Origin of the sequence: Haloechinothrix halophila YIM 93223, from assembly GCF_000504245.1 — a bacterium.
GTDB lineage: Bacteria > Actinomycetota > Actinomycetes > Mycobacteriales > Pseudonocardiaceae > Haloechinothrix_A > Haloechinothrix_A halophila.
The window spans coordinates 660,771-676,521 of record NZ_KI632509.1; the positions used below are offsets into that span (position 1 = coordinate 660,771).

The 15,751-nt window shown below is 67.7% G+C and carries 13 protein-coding genes; 4 read left to right on the top strand and 9 right to left on the bottom strand.

Annotated features, from left to right (window positions below; genetic code table 11):
* The first annotated feature begins 780 nt into the window (after positions 1 to 780).
* The 3 genes from rsmG (at position 781) to AMYHA_RS03065 (ending at position 3,759) form a co-directional block, all read left to right on the top strand.
* Positions 781 to 1,473, top strand: coding sequence for a 16S rRNA (guanine(527)-N(7))-methyltransferase RsmG (gene rsmG, locus AMYHA_RS03055; RefSeq protein WP_034267750.1), 693 nt, complete (start codon positions 781 to 783; stop codon positions 1,471 to 1,473).
* A gap of 323 nt (positions 1,474 to 1,796) precedes the next feature.
* The gene (locus AMYHA_RS03060) at positions 1,797 to 2,714 is read left to right on the top strand and encodes a ParA family protein (protein WP_034267752.1); all 918 of its coding nucleotides are present in this window, start codon (positions 1,797 to 1,799) and stop codon (positions 2,712 to 2,714) included.
* A gap of 67 nt (positions 2,715 to 2,781) precedes the next feature.
* Positions 2,782 to 3,759, top strand: a complete 978-nt coding sequence (locus AMYHA_RS03065; RefSeq protein ID WP_034267754.1) for a ParB/RepB/Spo0J family partition protein — start codon at positions 2,782 to 2,784, stop codon at positions 3,757 to 3,759.
* Positions 3,760 to 3,870: 111 nt separating this feature from the next.
* Here AMYHA_RS03065 and AMYHA_RS03070 read toward each other — a convergent pair whose 3' ends face one another.
* Both AMYHA_RS03070 and AMYHA_RS03075 read right to left on the bottom strand, forming a co-directional pair.
* Complete coding sequence (locus tag AMYHA_RS03070; RefSeq protein ID WP_034267756.1) at positions 3,871 to 4,818, bottom strand: D-alanine--D-alanine ligase family protein; 948 nt, start codon at positions 4,816 to 4,818, stop codon at positions 3,871 to 3,873.
* A 47-nt stretch (positions 4,819 to 4,865) separates the two neighbouring features.
* Positions 4,866 to 6,200, bottom strand: coding sequence for an aminotransferase-like domain-containing protein (locus AMYHA_RS03075; protein ID WP_034267758.1), 1,335 nt, complete (start codon positions 6,198 to 6,200; stop codon positions 4,866 to 4,868).
* A 323-nt stretch (positions 6,201 to 6,523) separates the two neighbouring features.
* On the opposite strand from AMYHA_RS03075, the gene AMYHA_RS03080 reads away from it, so the two are divergent.
* A complete protein-coding gene (locus AMYHA_RS03080; RefSeq protein WP_034267762.1) occupies positions 6,524 to 7,168 on the top strand; it encodes a GNAT family N-acetyltransferase in 645 nt (214 codons plus the stop codon).
* A gap of 23 nt (positions 7,169 to 7,191) precedes the next feature.
* Here the strand turns inward: AMYHA_RS03080 and AMYHA_RS03085 are convergent, their stop codons facing one another.
* From AMYHA_RS03085 to murJ, 7 genes are all read right to left on the bottom strand, one after another.
* Positions 7,192 to 8,340 (bottom strand): N-acetylmuramoyl-L-alanine amidase, encoded by a 1,149-nt coding sequence (locus AMYHA_RS03085; protein ID WP_034267766.1) that lies wholly within the window; start codon positions 8,338 to 8,340, stop codon positions 7,192 to 7,194.
* A gap of 339 nt (positions 8,341 to 8,679) precedes the next feature.
* Complete coding sequence (gene trxA, locus AMYHA_RS03090) at positions 8,680 to 9,009, bottom strand: thioredoxin (RefSeq protein ID WP_034267769.1); 330 nt, start codon at positions 9,007 to 9,009, stop codon at positions 8,680 to 8,682.
* A gap of 97 nt (positions 9,010 to 9,106) precedes the next feature.
* Complete coding sequence (trxB, locus tag AMYHA_RS03095) at positions 9,107 to 10,105, bottom strand: thioredoxin-disulfide reductase (RefSeq protein WP_034267772.1); 999 nt, start codon at positions 10,103 to 10,105, stop codon at positions 9,107 to 9,109.
* Positions 10,106 to 10,219: 114 nt separating this feature from the next.
* Positions 10,220 to 11,032 (bottom strand): hypothetical protein, encoded by an 813-nt coding sequence (locus tag AMYHA_RS03100; protein ID WP_034267775.1) that lies wholly within the window; start codon positions 11,030 to 11,032, stop codon positions 10,220 to 10,222.
* The gene (gene sigM, locus AMYHA_RS03105; protein ID WP_034267778.1) at positions 11,029 to 11,694 is read right to left on the bottom strand and encodes an RNA polymerase sigma factor SigM; all 666 of its coding nucleotides are present in this window, start codon (positions 11,692 to 11,694) and stop codon (positions 11,029 to 11,031) included. The genes AMYHA_RS03100 and sigM overlap by 4 nt, the downstream gene beginning before the upstream one ends.
* Before the next feature lie 58 nt (positions 11,695 to 11,752).
* Positions 11,753 to 13,333, bottom strand: coding sequence for a protein kinase family protein (locus AMYHA_RS03110; protein WP_034267781.1), 1,581 nt, complete (start codon positions 13,331 to 13,333; stop codon positions 11,753 to 11,755).
* Positions 13,334 to 13,509: 176 nt separating this feature from the next.
* Positions 13,510 to 15,717 carry a murein biosynthesis integral membrane protein MurJ gene (gene murJ / locus AMYHA_RS03115; protein WP_330759220.1) on the bottom strand — a complete coding sequence of 736 codons (2,208 nt, stop codon included), beginning with the start codon at positions 15,715 to 15,717 and terminating at the stop codon, positions 13,510 to 13,512.
* Positions 15,718 to 15,751: the final 34 nt, after the last annotated feature.

Below are 15,751 nucleotides of genomic sequence, written 5' to 3' on the forward strand. Positions count from 1 at the left end.
TCGGTGGCGGTGAGGTTGGTGCCAACCGGTCGAGCTTGGCGGACTAGATTCGCGCCGAGGTCGACCACCACGAGGTGTGGCGGGTCGCCACCTCGACTGTGGTTAATGGGGTGGGCGGGATCGGTGGGTTTCACGTGAAACGGCTCCCGCCGTCGCGCTTCGGAAAGCGGGAGGCCCCCCAGCGGTCAACTCCTGGGTTCCGTTCAGTTTCATGTGAAACCGAACGACGTCACGCCAAGGCGCGGTGCTCGACTCGTGTAGCCGCTGACGCCGAAGGCCGTGGAGCGGAACGAAGGCACCGCACCGACTCGTGGCTGTCGTATCGCGGTGGCGGCCACCGACGGCCGGGCAGTGCTACGGGTTCCTTTGACCGGGCTGGTAGGTGAAGGAGCTGACGGGCTCGTCGAGGGATAGGCGCGGGCCCGCCTGCGGGATGCGGAGAGCCCATTGGTGTCGATGACCGCGCGAGACCCGATGGGGATTGCCGGGAGCTCGTAGGTCAGGTGCGGCGTGGTGGCCGGACACGTGGTGGTGTTCGGTAACCGGATGACGATTGACAGCGTCGTGCCGGGCGGATGGCTGTGGGAGCCGACCGCCGGTTGGTGTGCGGCTACTAGTCCCGACTTGCCGGCTCGGCTCAGCGTCGGCGGCGCCACCTCGCGTCTACCCCGGGGCCGGCTTGATCCGTTTCACGTGAAACGCGGTGCGACCCATGTGATCGCGAGAGCGTGCGGGAGAATCAACCACGATCCATCCCGACCGACCGGCAGGACGTGACGAGTGAGCGCGGTTGAGCATTCCGTTCCGACCCCCGACGTAGCGCGGCGAGTCTTCGGTGACCACGTCGACCGCGCCGAGGAGTTCGTGGATTTCCTCGTCAACCGCGGCGTCGTCCGCGGCGTGATCGGGCCGAGGGAGATTGACCGCCTGTGGGGTCGCCACGTTCTCAACTCCGCCGTGCTGTCCGAACGGATTCCCGATGCCGCGCGGGTGATCGATGTGGGATCGGGTGGCGGCTTCCCTGGCATCCCGCTGGCGATCGCGCGACCGGACGTGGACGTCGTATTGCTGGAACCCATGGCGCGACGCATCGACTGGCTCCACGAAGTCGTTGACCGGTTGGAGCTGTCGAACGTGACGGTGGTTCGGGGGCGGGCCGAGGAGAAGGCGGCGCGCAAGGAGGTTGGCACCGCGGACGTCGTGACCGCTCGCGCGGTGGCGCCGCTGGGTAAGCTCGCACGCTGGTGTCTGCCGCTGGTGCGGCGTGACGGCGAACTGCTCGCACTCAAGGGTGAGAGCGCGGGAGAAGAGATCGAGCGGGACGCCCAGCAGATCCGTTCCGCGGGTGGGTTCGATCCTGTCGTGGTCCGATGCGGCGAGGGCGCTCTGGAGCGTCCGACGACCGTGGTGCGGATCCACAAGCGCGTGCGAGTGGACCAGTCGCAGGGACAATTTCGGCGAAAGTGCCCCTGACAGTGCGTCGCTGGTGTGTTTCGTATCCAACGCGCCTATGGAGTGTTCTACTCGCTACCCCAGCCATGGGAGGATGAAGTCGCCGCGCTCGGACGGGGTGTGCACCGTCGGATGGTCGCGGACCGATCGCACAGGTGACGGGCTGTTTGCCAGCGCCAGCGGCGCGAGGTACGCCGCGCGACGGGTGACAGGTCGGGCTAGTCGTACGGTCGAGGAGCTTGAATGGTGCTACACGACGACAAGACAGGGATGTTCCACGTGAAACGGTGCACGCTCAGGCAAGCGAGTCCAGCCACGAACGCCGCGGGGAGGTGGCCGCACCAGTGAATCCGCCAGCTGTCCCCGGCGAGCACGGCAACGCGCCCGGCTGGACCCCGATCGCAGAAGAAGCGCTCCGCGCCGCGCGGGTGCTTCACCCCGAAGGAAATGCACTCCCCCGTCCCACAAAGCGACGTGTCATCACGGTCGCGAACCAGAAGGGTGGCGTCGGCAAGACCACCAGCACGGTGAACCTCGCCGCAGCGCTCGCCCTCCACGGTCTCCGGGTGCTCGTCATCGACCTCGACCCACAGGGCAATGCCAGCACCGCGCTCGGCGTCGAGCACCGGTCCGGCACGCCGTCGATCTACGAAGTCCTCATCGGTGACGTCTCGGTGACCGATGCGACGTCGGTGAGCGACCAGTCGGACAACCTCTTCTGTATTCCGGCCACGATCGACCTCGCTGGTTCCGAGATCGAACTGGTCGAGATGACGTCCCGCGAAGCGCGGCTGAAGGAAGCGCTCACCAGCCAGTCGCTCGACGCTATGGACATCGACTACGTCTTCATCGATTGCCCACCGTCGCTTGGCTTGCTCACGGTGAACGCGCTCGTGGCCGCACACGAGGTGCTGATCCCAATCCAGTGCGAGTACTACGCGCTAGAAGGGCTCGGGCAACTCCTCAGCAACATCGAGCTGGTGCAGGCGCACCTCAACCGCGACCTCTCGGTCTCAACGATCCTGCTCACGATGTACGACGGCAGGACGAAACTGGCCGACCAGGTCGCGGACGAGGTCAGGAACCACTTCGGCGACGTCGTGCTCCGCACTATCATCCCCCGCAGCGTGAAGGTCTCCGAAGCACCGGGCTACGGCCAGACGGTGCTCGCCTACGACCCCGGTTCGCGAGGTTCTATGAGCTACGTCGACGCGGCGAAGGAAGTCGCTGAGCGTGGCGTCGAGCACCAGGAGGCGTCGTGATCGATACTTATCGGGGCATTCTCGTTCACGCCAGCACGAGTGCTGGCTCAGCGGAGCAGGAGTAGGCATGGTTGAGCGAAGGGGCGGGCTCGGTAAAGGGCTCGCGGCTTTGATCCCGACCGGCCCAGCGGCGGACGACAACGACACTGAGGCCATCCCCCAGGCCAACGTCAAGGTCGTCAACAACGCTGACTGGTTCGCCGCGAATGGTGCGGTTGGCACGCCGAGTGGTGAGGTCGCGGGTGCCGTCTATCAAGAGGTGCCCGTCGCTTCGGTCACGCCGAATCCGAAGCAGCCCCGACAGGTCTTTGACGAGGAGGCACTGTCCGAGCTGCAGCACTCGATCCGCGAGTTCGGCCTCATGCAGCCGATCGTGGTGCGGCAGCTCGAAGGCGAGAACTACGAACTCGTCATGGGCGAGCGGCGGCTGCGTGCCGCCGAGCGTGCCGGGCTGGAGACGATCCCCGCGATCGTGCGGCAAACCGCCGACGATGCGATGCTGCGCGACGCCCTGCTAGAGAATATCCACCGGGTTCAGCTGAACCCCCTCGAAGAGGCGTCGGCATATCAGCAGTTGCTGGAAGAGTTCGAGGTGACTCACGAGGAACTCGCTGGGCGCATCGGGCGCAGCCGTCCCGTCATCACCAACACCATCCGCCTGCTCCGGCTCCCCTTCCCCGTGCAGCGGCGGGTTGCGGCCGGAGTGCTCTCGGCGGGTCACGCCCGCGCGTTGCTGTCGCTTGAAGACCCCGAAGGTCAGGAAGACCTCGCCGGCCGCATCGTGTCGGAAGGACTCTCCGTCCGGGCGACCGAGGAAGCTGTCACCCTCGCCAAGCGGGAGGAACCGGCCAAGCCGAAGCAGCCGCAACGGAAGCCGATGCAGGCTCCCGGTCTGCAGCAGGTTGCCGATCGGCTGTCCGACGCCTTCGACACGAAGGTGAAGGTCGACCTCGGCAAGCGCAAAGGTCGCATCGTCGTCGAGTTCGGCTCGGTCGACGACTTGGAGCGCATTGTCGGGCTGATGGATCCGAACAAGTCCTCGTAGTAATCGGCCTGCCGTCATATCGAATAAAAATGACGAATCAGACACCGAAGAATCCGCATGCCATCACCCGACGTTATTTCGTCACGGTGATGGTCGCCGTGAGGTGGTGTGTCAGCCTCGGCTGATGGCCTGATCGATCAGATCGGAGTAGATCGTGCCGATCGACTTCCCGGACGCCTCGATCGCCATCGGCACCGTCGATGTCTCGGTCAGGCCCGGCGAGTTGTTCACCTCAAGGAACTGGACTGTGCCGTCCTCGGCCACTATCGCGTCGGTGCGGGAGATGTCGCGCAGCCCGAGCAGCTTGTGGGCGGCCACCGCCAACTCGCTGACTGCGCGGGCGGTCTCATCGGACAACCGCGCCGGCGTGAAGAAGTCTGTCAGTCCCGCCGTGTAACGCGCGGTGTAGTCGTAGATCCCCTTTTCCGGAACGATCTCCACGGCGGGCAGCGCCGTCGGTTCGCCGTTCAGCTCGATCACCGTCACCGCGACCTCGGTGCCGGAAATATAGCGTTCGGCCAGCACCGTCTCGCCATACGCGAAGCAGCCGACCATCGCCGTCGGCAGTTCGATGGCGTCGGTGACGACCTCCGCGCCGAGCGCGGACCCGCCCTGGTCTGGCTTGAGGATCAGCGGCAGTCCGATACGGGAGACCATCGCGTCGAGTACCGCCTGCGCGCCCAGTTCGCGGAAGGTGCCGTGCGGCAGCACCACCCACTCCGGTGTCGCATGCCCTGCTTCGAGCAGTTCGGCCTTCGCGATCGGTTTGTCCCAGGCTCGGCGGCAGGCGTGCGCGGAGGTGCCGACGAACGGGATGTCGAGCATCTCCAGAATCGACTGCACCGACCCGTTCTCGCCCTCACCGCCGTGCAGCGCGATCACCACCGCCGCGGGGCGTTCGGTGCGCAGCCGGGTGATCAGTTCGGCGTCGGTGTCCCACTCCTCCACGTGGAACCCTTCATCGCGCAGCACCGCCGACAGCCTCCGGCCGGAACGCAGCGAGACGTCTCGTTCGTGCGAAAGCCCGCCAGCGAGCACGGCAACGGTTCGATCTGCCACCCTGGACAACTCCTTGCGTGTGAACGATTTCGTGCGCGCCGGAGCGCCTAGGCGGTGTCCGGCGACGGTGATTCCGGTCCCGAGGTCAGTCGAGTGTGGACGGTACCGAAGGTGCGGACAAGCTCCAATTCGGACTCAAGCACCCCTGCCAGCCTACGCACGCCCTCCTTCAGCCGCTCGGGCGTCGGATAGCAGTACGACAGCCGCATCTGCCTGCTGCCCAAGCCGTCCGCGTAGAAGCCGGTTCCAGAGGCGTACGCGACCCTGGCGGTCACGGCGCGTGGCAGCATCGCCTTGGTGTCCACCCCTTCGGGCACGGTCAGCCAGACGTAGAAGCCACCGTCCGGGTGAGTCCACGTGCAGCCCGGCGGCATGTGCTGCTCTAGCGCGGAAATGATCGCGTCGCGGCGCTCCCGGTAGATCTCGCGGAACTTCTTGATCTGGCCCATCCAGTCGTGCGTCGACAGATAGCGCGACACCAGCAGTTGGTTCAGCGTCGGCGGACACAACGTCGCCGACTCCGCCGCCAGCACCAGTTTCTCCCGCACCGCGTGCGGCGCGAGCACCCAGCCGACCCGGATGCCTGAGGCGAACGTCTTGGAGAACGAACCCAGGTAGACGACGTTGTCCGGGTCCGTCGCCCGCAGCGCAGGGTAGATCTGGCCATCGAAACCGAGCAGGCCGTACGGATTGTCCTCGATCACCAGCACGCCGTGTCTGCGGCAGATCTCCAGCACCTGCTCACGGCGCGACACCGCGAGCGTGACGCCCGCCGGGTTGTGGAAGTTCGGGATCGTATAGAGGAACTTGACTCGTTTGCCCTGCTTGGCGGTCTGCGTCAGCGCCTCTTCGAGCCGGGATGGCACCAGGCCGTCGTCGTCCATCTCGACGTGCACGACTTCGGCCTGGTACGCGGTGAAGGACCCGAGCGCGCCGACGTACGACGGTCCTTCGGCGATCACGACGTCGCCGGGGTCGCAGAACAGCCGCGTCACCATGTCGAGGCCCATCTGCGAGCCGACCGTGACGACGACGTCGTCTGGATGTGCCTGGATGTTCTCCAGCGCCATGATGTCGCAGATCTGCTCCCGCAGCTTTGGCACGCCGTGCGCGGAGCCGTACTGCAGCGCGACCTGGCCGTCCTCGGCGATGGTGTCGGACAGCTGCTTCGCGAGCGACTCGAGCGGCAGCGCCGCCAGGTTCGGCATCCCGCCTGCCAGCGACACCACTTCCGGCCTGCTCGCCACCGCGAACAGCGCCCTGATTTCGGACGCCGTCATGCCCTCAGTGCGCGCGGCGTAGCGATCGAGATGGGGGTCGAGCTTGCGCGGCGCCTGCCCTGCTGCGGGCGTGGTGTCGCCTTCCTGGCCATATGCTGACATATGACCGGACTGGGAACTCGGATCAGCTGGAGTCATCTGCTCGTCACCTAGGTCGCGGTGGTCAGTCCATCGAGTGTAACCAGCTCCTGCCCACCAGCGGTGATGCCGTCGTATCGCATCACACCCGGTCGGGCGATGCGTAACCAGAAGTGGGCAGCGACTAGCCGTGGCCCGTTCCCGCGGCTTATCCTGGCGAGGGCAGGGTTTCGTGCCCGTGGTCTCGCGGCGCCGCGTGTTGTTCGGGCGCCCCCGCTGGGCAGATCCCGATGGCGCACTTGCCGCCCGCACGCACGTTAGAACTTGCCGGACTCCTGGAGGTCGGAGTGTCCCGTCATGTCGTCGGCATCACGCTCGACAACCTGGAGGACCTGCCTCGCCACTGCCGCCGGTGCGTGTACTGGGAGATGGCGCCCCACCTCAAGGGCACCGCTGAGGAGTTCGGTGAGACCGAGCTGGAGAAGGAAGCCTGGGTATCCAGCCTGCTGCTGGAATGGGGCTCGTGCGGCCGGGTCGCCTACAGCGACGACCTCCCTGTCGGCTTCGTGCTTTACGCCCCGCCGAGCGCGGTTCCCCGCGCCGCCGCGTTCCCGACGTCGCCGCCAAGCCCGGACGCCGTGCTGCTCACGGCGTTCCATGTGCTGCCGGAGTTCCGAGGCGGTGGGCTCGGCAGGCTCCTGGTGCAGGCCGCCGTGCGCGATCTCACGCGACGCGGCGTGAAGGCCGTCGAATCGTTTGGCGACGCCGACCCCGGAGCCGCCGAGCGGGATACTCACGACTGCGTGGTGCCCTCGGCGTTCCTGGCCAGCGTCGGATTCAAGACGGTGCGCCCGCACCACCGCTGGCCGTTGTTGCGGCTTGAGCTGCGCTCCGGCATGTCATGGAAGGAAGATGTCGAGTCGGCGCTCGAAGACCTGCTCGGCCAGGTCACCGTCTCCGTCAGCGGCCCGCAGCTCACCCGGAGCAGGTGAGTGTTTCGGGCGTGACGGGTGCGTTAGCGCTTCGCGAGCTCGTGGCGGAGGACGTCGGCGAACGTGAACGTGCCGGTCGGCTGGTCGTCTTCGCCGAGCAGGTACAGCCGCTTGATCGCGATGAGGATCCCCTCGGCGACGACGTCCCGGAACGCCGGGTCGGACATCTTCGCCCGGTCGCCATCGTTGGTGAGGTAGCCGATCTCAGCGCGCACGGCGGGGCAGCGGGTCAGCCGCAGGATCTCCCACGTCTTCGGGTGCACACGGCAATCGAGCAACCCGGTGCGCGCGACCAGTTCCCGTTGGATGTAGCTGGCCAGCAGCTCACCCACCGTGGACGTCGTGCCGTTGCCGGTGCCGAAGTGGAACGTGGCGACGCCGTTGGCCGCTGGTGAGGCATTCTTGTCGCAGTGCAGCGAGAGAAATAGGTCGGCGCCCGCCTCGTTGGCGAACGCCGCCCGCTCGGCCTCGGTTGGGCCGCGCTGGGGCCCCCGCGAGATGAACGCCTCCATGCCGGTGGCCTTCATCCTGCCTTCGAGCCTGCGGGCCAGGTCCCACGCGATGTCGGCCTCACACACGCCCGCGACCGAGACACCGCGGTCGTCGCCGCCGTGGCCAGGGTCGATGACGATGCGCTTGCCGCGAAGCCTCGGCCCTGCCTGCCGGACCTGTTCCTGCTCGCGCAGGAACACCGGCCTGCCGCCGCGTGCCCGTGGCGACAGTTGCTTGAGCGCCCGCACCGTCGCCGCGCCGCACATGCCGTCGATCAGCAGTCCGTAGTCGCGTTGGAAGCTGCGCAGCGCCTGTTCAGTGCGTGGGCCGAAGATGCCGTCCGGCCTGCCGCTGTCGTAGCCGAGCTCGGTAAGCCTCTCCTGCAGCGTGAAGACATCGTCCCCGTGCACCTGAGCCGACATCAGGTACGCGAGCGGCCTGCTGCCGAGGTGGTAGCTGGCGCCACGGAGCGACCGGTACGTCGCTGGTCCCACGATGCCGTCGGTAAGCAGCCCTCTTTGCTGCTGGAAAGAGCGCACGGCGTGTTCGATCTCGGCGTCGAAAGCGGCCTGCTGAGCGCTTTCGGAACCGTTCGGCAGGGCTAGCAGGCCCAAGCCGACCAGCAAGGACCGAATTTCGGCGACGTCAGCCCCGACATCACCGCGGCGGAGTACCCGCATGCACTCCTCGCTCTTTCCGTGTGCACCAGCGTTCACCGATAAATGGTGAACCCCCGAGTCATTCTCGGGGGTTCCATTGTGCCTTGTGAACTCTGCGTGAGCGCGTAGGGAGGGTCGGTGCGCCCGGGATTCTGACCTCATGGCGCAATCGCCGCGTGCTGAGCCAACGCTCGGTGCGTGTCAGCAGGTCAGCGCGCTGGCCCGGCCGGAGGGGGCCACCTCCGAACGCCGTACGTGGCGTTCGGAGGTGGCTACCCTTGGTAGTTGACCGCTGTCAAGGCGTGTCGACGTCGAGGTCAAGGGTGGTATTTCGGCGGTGTTCCTGATGCCGGATTTGGCTCAGTTCAGCACGTCGGAGAGGTCGTTCAGCAGCGCGGCCTTGGCCTTCGCGCCGACGATCTGCTTGACCGGCTTGCCGCCCTGGAACAGGATCAGCGTCGGCACCGACATGACCTGGAAGTCCCGCGCGGTGCCCGGGTTCTGGTCGATGTCGAGCTTCGCGACGGTCAGCTTGTCCGCGTGCTCGCTTGCGATCTCCTCGAGCACGGGAGCGACCATCTTGCACGGCCCGCACCAGGTGGCCCAGAAGTCGACCAGGACGGGCTTGTCACTGGTGAGCACGTCGTCGGCGAAGCTGGCGTCGGTGACGGTGACGGTGGAACCGGCCATCGAATTTCTCCTTGTCGGTCATGACCCCTGCGGGGTCGCGTGTGGTTGTCCTGGAATGTTGGGGTGGCCTCGCTGCCGAGGCCGGGCGTGAAGCGCTTCAGCCGGCGGGCGCTGTGGCCGCGTAGCCGCCGCCGACCAGCTCCGCCGCCTCGTGCGCGGTAGCGGAGCCGTGCTCGGCGAGCCAGCGCTCCGCGTCGATCGCGGCCGAGCAGCCGGTGCCCGCTGCCGTGACCGCCTGCCGGTAGGTGTTGTCGACCAGGTCGCCGCAGGCGAATACGCCGTCCAGGTTGGTGTAGGTGCTCTTGCCTTCGGTGCGGACGTAGCCCTCATCGTCGGTCTCGACCTGCCCACGGATGAGGTCGCTGCGCGGGTCGTGGCCGATGGCGACGAAGAACCCGGTCACGTCCAGTGACGACTCCTCGCCGGTGACGGTGTCAGCGAGCCGCAGCCCCTTCACGGTGCCATCGCCGACCACCTCGGTAACCTGCGCGTTCGTCTTCCACTTGATCTTTTCGTTGGCGCGGGCGCGCTCCAGCATGATCTTGGACGCGCGGAACTCGTCGCGCCGGTGGATGATCGTGACGCTGCGGGCGAACTTCGTCAGGAACGTGGCCTCCTCCATCGCGGAGTCGCCACCGCCGACCACGGCGATGTCGTGGTCGCGGAAGAAGAAGCCGTCGCAGGTCGCGCACGAGGACACACCCCTGCCGAGTAGCTCCTGCTCGCCGGGCACGTAGAGATAGCGCGGCTCGGCGCCCATCGACAGGATCACGGTGCGCGCGGCGTAGCGTTGCCCGTTGGCCGTGACGTACTTGACCGGCCCGTCCAGCTCAAGCTGCTCGACGTCTTCTGACCGCAACTCGGCGCCGAACCGGTCGGCCTGGGCGCGCATCTCGTCCATCAGCTCCGGACCCTGGATGCCGTCCCGGAATCCGGGGTAGTTCTCGACCTCCGTCGTGGTCATCAAGGCGCCACCGAACTGGGAGCCCTCGAACACCAGCGGTTCGAGTTGGGCACGGCCCGCGTACACCGCTGCCGTGTAGCCCGCGGGTCCGGAACCCACGATGATCACGTTTCGTATGTCTTCGGCTGCCACCAGGGACCTCCGCTCGTGCCCCGTGCCGGGGACTGATCGTCTTGCTGTAGGCGTCAACACGATCGTATGCGCCGTTGTTCCCGGCACGTTGGTGGCACGGGACACGCGGTCGCGTTATCCCCCGACGACCTCGTCGTAGATGATCCCCTGGTTGTTCTCGTCGCAGCCAGCGGGAAGCGCGAGCATCCGGTATCTCGCCAGCTCACCGGTGGTGAACACGGCCAGCACCGCGTCCTGACCGTCCACCGTGGCCGGGCGGACGCCGAGCAGTTCGTCGTCGATCGTGAGGTCGTTCGCCGCGAGGCAGGCGTCCAGACCCGCGCGGTCGCCGAACGCGCCGAAGTCCTTGACGCCGATAGTCTCGCCCGCGCCGGACGCCACGTCGTCGCCGCGCAGCGACAGCGGCTCGTCCGCTGACCGCGACTGGCTCGATGAGTCACCGGCGAGCGGAGTGCCCTGGGTGCTCTGGGTGGGCAGCGAGAGGGCGACGGCGGCGACAATCGCGGCCGCCGCCGTGAGGAGGCCAGCGCCCCAACCCAGCTGTTTCGCACGCCTGCGCCGCGCCAGGTCCACGACATGGCCGTCTGGCTGCGCCTGTCCCCGCGGCTGCCACGAAGCGACCGGCGCTACCGCTGGTTGCTGCTGCGTCGAGGGAAACGCGCGCTCCCGCTCGGTGGCCAGCGCGGCGTTGATGCGCGCGGCGACGTCGTCCGGCATCGGAGCGACCGGGGCCTCCCGCAGTCCCGCGAGCTCCGCCCTTGTGGTGTCCAGTTCGTCGAGCACGGCCAACGCGTCGGGATTGTCGCGCACCCGCGACCACAGCTCGGCCGCCGCGACGTCGTCGAGCGCGCCAGCGTGCATATCGGCGAGCTCGTCGACCGTCCATGAGCGGGAATCACCGCCGGCAGGCAGGTCCGAGTCAGTCATTGTCCCTCCCTCTGCCGCGGTGACCCTTGCTGGTGACCACGTGCGGGGTCCTGCGCGGTGGCAGTACTTCCTCGTTTGCTTTCGTGAGGTGGGACGTTCGCATTCGCACCGGGGTTCCGCAGATGATGGAGAACCTTGGCCAGTTTCGCGCGACCACGGGCGCACCGGCTCTTCACGGTTCCTTCCGCGACACCAAGCAGTGACGCTGTCTCCGCGACCGAGTAACCCTCGATGTCGACGAGCACGATCGGTACCCGTTGCTCGTCGGGCAAGTCGGCGAGCGCGTCGGAGATCAGCATGCGGGTCTCGCGCTGCGCCATGGTGTCGCCGGGCGCGGCTGGCTCGCGGTACTCGTCGGTGTCCGGCAGCGGCACGGTCGGTCTTGCCTGGCGCTTTCTGATCCTGTCGAGGCACGCGTTCACGACGATCCGGTGCAGCCACGTGCTGACCGCCGATTCCGCGCGGAACTTCCCCGCTGCCCTGAACGCCGAGATGAACGCCTCTTGCAGTGCGTCCGCGGCCTCCTCGTGATCGCGCAAGGTGCGCAGGGCCACCGCCCACATCCTGTCCTTGTGCCGCCGGACGATCTCGCTGAACGCGGTGGGATCACCAGCGGCATGGGCGGCGATGAGATCGGCGTCCGTGGGAGCAGCTGCGGTCACTTGGCAGAGCTTAGTAGCCCCGGGTGGGGCCCTCGCGTGTGCCCGCGATCACGCGTTGTCACGACGGACGGCGGTAGAACTCCAGGTCACCGATGCTCGACTGGAACTTGCCTTGCTGCCCGCCGAGTTGGGTGAGCCAGACGACGACGTGCGATGTCGGCTGCGCGTTGTCCACGTCGATCTGCGTGGGCCCCTGCTCAAGGTCGGTCGGGCCAGCGACGAGCCTGGTGTTGTCCAGGAACGGGTTGCCGATCTCCGCGGTCCTGATCTCCACCCTGGTGGCGGGCGTGCCGTTGACGACGAGCACCCGCGCAAGGTCGATCGGCTGGTCGAAGCTGACCACGAGCCCGACGCCGCTCTTGAGCGCGGGGAGTTGCTGCTTGTACTGGTCTGTCTGCCACGGCGTCCCAGGATCGCCGTCGATGGCCGCTGGCGCTAGCGAGGTGAAGTCGCCGGTGCCCTCCGGGTTGTAGACCTGGATCGACGCGGGACGCACCGGCTCTGGGGTCTCTGGCGGCGGCGATGGCGACGTCTTCTGCTCGGTGTTCTGCTCGCCCGACTCGGCGACGTTGACATCGGGGCCTGAGGTGTCGTCCTCGGAGAAAAAGCTGATCAGCGAGAGGCCGATCCAGGCGAGGATCGCTACGGCGGCCACGACGAGCGCGGTCGCCCCGAGCGCGACCTTCTTGCGCCGCGCTGGGTCGCTGACCGGCCGCTTCGTCGTCCAGAACCCGCTGTCCGGGTCGTCGCTGCCCGTTGCCGCGCCTTCGGCGGGCGCCGCCGCTTTCCGCTCCTCTGTCGCCGCGACCTGCTGCAACACCCGCAGGAACGCCGAGCTGGTGCGGATGCCGCCCTCACCGCCGTCGGAAAGGGTGCGCACCGCGAGCGAGGACAGTTCGGCTGGCACCGTCGGCTCGAGCGAGCGCGGCGGCACCACCCCGCCGTTCGGCGCGTGCGGAGCGGGTGCGATGGCTGCTGGCCCGCCCGGTAGCGGCCAGCGGGCGGTGAGCAACAGGTACAGCACCGCGCCGAGTGCCTTGATGTCGTCCCGCAGCGTGGTCTCCGGCAGCGGTCCCGGGAACGCTAGCCGCAGTTGCCCGTCCGGTCCCCTGCGGATGCGCTGCGGGTGGTCGAGGCCGAGCACGAGGCCAGAGCGGTGCGCCTGCTCCACGGCGCTGACCAGGCTGTCGATCATTCGGCACGCCACGACCGGCGCGACTGGTCCCTCGTCGACGATGTCGATCAGATCGGTGCCCTTGCTCCACTCGGCGACGATGATGCCGAGCAGGCCCTCACCAGCCGCGATGCCGCTGCCGAGGGTGAGGACGTCGAGCACACGGGCGACGTGCGGGTGGCCGAACTGGGAGGTGTGGGCGGCGCGTTCCAGGGTGCGACGGGCCTCGCGAGTGGCGTCGAGGTCGGCCTGGTCGCCGAGGATGAGCGTGAGGGCTACGTCGCGGCGGAGCTGGCCGTCGCGCGCACGCCAGAAGTGCGCGTTCGCCCGTTCGTCAACGCCGAGCTGCGCGAGCAAGCGGTAACGGCCATCGCCGACGACGCCGCCGGGCGCGAGTGAGCCACCTGTGGCTCTGATGCTGGTTCTCGGCGCGCCGTTCGGCTGCTCGTTCCGCCTGGTGTCCACCGACTGCGACAACCTCCGTGTCCGATCTTTACCCGGGCAAGAAGAGCCCTGCCGGCGTCTCGTGCTCACTACCGAGACTACGGCAACGTCGCCCTTCGCACGCCGTGATCGCGTTGTGACGTATGACGTCACCCTGTCGGCTGGTATATCGATCTACCAGGCACGACGTCGCAGGGTCATGCACGTCCAAGCAGCCGGGAGACCCGGTTAGTCAGCGGAGCGAGTTCGTCAACCTTGAGTGCGGCGAGGATGCCGAAGGACACCCCGAGGCCGACGATGCTCTGCGCGATCAGCGACACCCATGCGTGCAGTGTGCTCGGCAGCGCGTCCGGTACCAGCATTCCGGTGACCACGGCGGCGGCGACGCCGAGCCCACTGGCGAACACGGTGAACAGGATGACACCGAGCACCCTGCGGCTGCGCAGATTACCAAGCCGCACCCAGAGCCAGACTTGGCCAAGTACCGCGCCGACGACGAAGGTCAGCGAGTTGACCATCATCGCGCCGAGCACGACCTGTTTCGGGTCGAGCAGCGCCGCGGACAGGTAAAGCAGCGGCACCTTCACCGCCGTCATGACCAGCATGATCAACGTCGGCGTCCTGGCATCCTTGAGCGCGTAGAACACCCGCAGTTGCAGCATGACCAGCGCGTACGGCAGCAGCCCGAACGCGGCGATGGCCAGCGACTCACCGAGCCGCCCCGCGGAGGCGACGTCGCTCTCGCCGTACGAGAACAGCGCGACACCGATCGATGAGCCGACGACGGTCATCACCGCGGCGATCGGCAACAGCGTCACCGTTGAGATGCGGGAGGCGTACGACAGGTTGGAGATCAGCTTGGGGTGGTCGCCATCGGCCGCGGCCCTGCTCATCCTCGGCATGATCGCGGTGAGCAGCGAGACGCCGATGACGCCGTATGGCAGCTGGAACAGCAGCCAGGCGTTGTAATACGCCGTCATACCGCCTTGGTCGCCAGCGGTGAGCACTCGCGTCGTGACGATGTAGCCGATCTGGCTGACCGCGACGTAGCCGAGGATCCACGCCGCGAGGCCGCCGAACTCCTTCATCCGGGAGTCGAGCCCGAAGTTCCACTTGAACCGGAAGCCGGTGCGCAGCATCGGCGGGATCAGCATCACCGCTTGGGCCACGATGCCGAGCGAGACGCCGATGCCGAGGGTGAGCAGCTTCGCGTCGCCCATCCGCACCGGGTCGATCGAGATCTCGCCCGGCACGAGCGCGAACACGCCGATGGTGGCCATCACGACCAGGTTGTTGACCACCGGCGCCCATGCTGGCGGGCCGAAGATCTGCTTGGCATTCAGTATCGCCATGAGCAGCGCGAACACGCCGTAGAACAGGATCTGCGGCAGCAGCAGGTAGGCGAACGCCGTGGTCAGCTCTGGGTTCGCGCGGTCGGTGGACGCGTCGACGTACACCGAGGTGAACAGCGGTGCGGCGAACACCGCGATGACCGTGGCTACCGCGAGCAGGCTCAACGCGACAGTCAGCAGCCGTTGCGTGTACTCCTGGCCGCCATCGGGGTCGTCCTGCGAGCGCACGAGCAGCGGCACCACGATGCTGGCCAGCACGCCACCGAGCAGCAGCTCGTAGATGATGTTGGGCAGAGTGTTCGCCACGTTGAACGAGTCGTTGCTGACACCGAAGCCGAGTGCCCAGACCAGCATGATCTTCCACAGGAAGCCGGTGATGCGGCTGATCAGCGAGGCGATCGCGATCTTGCCGGTCGACTTGGCCAGCGACTCCTTCGCCGCTGGCCGCTCCGGTGCCTCGGTGGGCTCGCCCGGCGCTGTCGGCGCGCCGACAGCGGGCAGTACCCGGGTGAGCTCCTGATACGGCTGCAGGACGTCCGGGTCGGCCGTCGGCCAGCGGTGGGACGGCGGCTGTCCGTACGGCGCGCGCGGTGGCCTCGGCGGGCGTGGCGGGCGCTGTCGCGGCCGTTGTGCTGGTCGCCTGGGTCCGTGTGGTGGGCGGGGCCCTCCGCCAGGTCCGGGTGTGCCGGGTGATTCCTGTGCCGGGCGTTGTTGGGGCCGCTGCGGCCGCTGTCCGCCTGGCGGTGTGCCGGGTGGTTGTCCCTGTGGGTGACCCGGTGGCGGGCCAGGTGGCTGTCCCCTCGGTGGCTCCGGTGGCGGCCCCTGGGGCGGGTGCTGTGGCCCGCCGTGGCCGTGCCCCGGCCGCGGTCCGGGCGGTGGCCCAGGCACCGGGCTCTGTGCGGGGCGGGTCGGCTGATCGTGCGGTGGCGGCGGCTCGTCGTGCTCTGGACGCTGGCCGCCCTGCTGCGCCTCGCCGTGGGGTGGCGGCGGGCCGTGTGGCGGCGGTTGCGGACGGCGCGATGGGAAGGGTCGCCGGGGTGGCTCTGTGTTCAACGCGGTCCCATCCTCGCGACGTCGATCCCGGTTG

What these genes read in the sequence shown, in the direction of transcription:
- AMYHA_RS03085 (WP_034267766.1), bottom strand. Translation starts at nt 8,340, where the DNA reads ATGCGGGTACTCCGCCGCGGTGATGTCGGGGCTGACGTCGCCGAAATT.
- trxA (WP_034267769.1), bottom strand. Translation starts at nt 9,009, where the DNA reads ATGGCCGGTTCCACCGTCACCGTCACCGACGCCAGCTTCGCCGACGAC.
- AMYHA_RS03065 (WP_034267754.1), top strand. Translation starts at nt 2,782, where the DNA reads ATGGTTGAGCGAAGGGGCGGGCTCGGTAAAGGGCTCGCGGCTTTGATC.
- AMYHA_RS03075 (WP_034267758.1), bottom strand. Translation starts at nt 6,200, where the DNA reads ATGTCAGCATATGGCCAGGAAGGCGACACCACGCCCGCAGCAGGGCAG.
- AMYHA_RS03100 (WP_034267775.1), bottom strand. Translation starts at nt 11,032, where the DNA reads ATGACTGACTCGGACCTGCCTGCCGGCGGTGATTCCCGCTCATGGACG.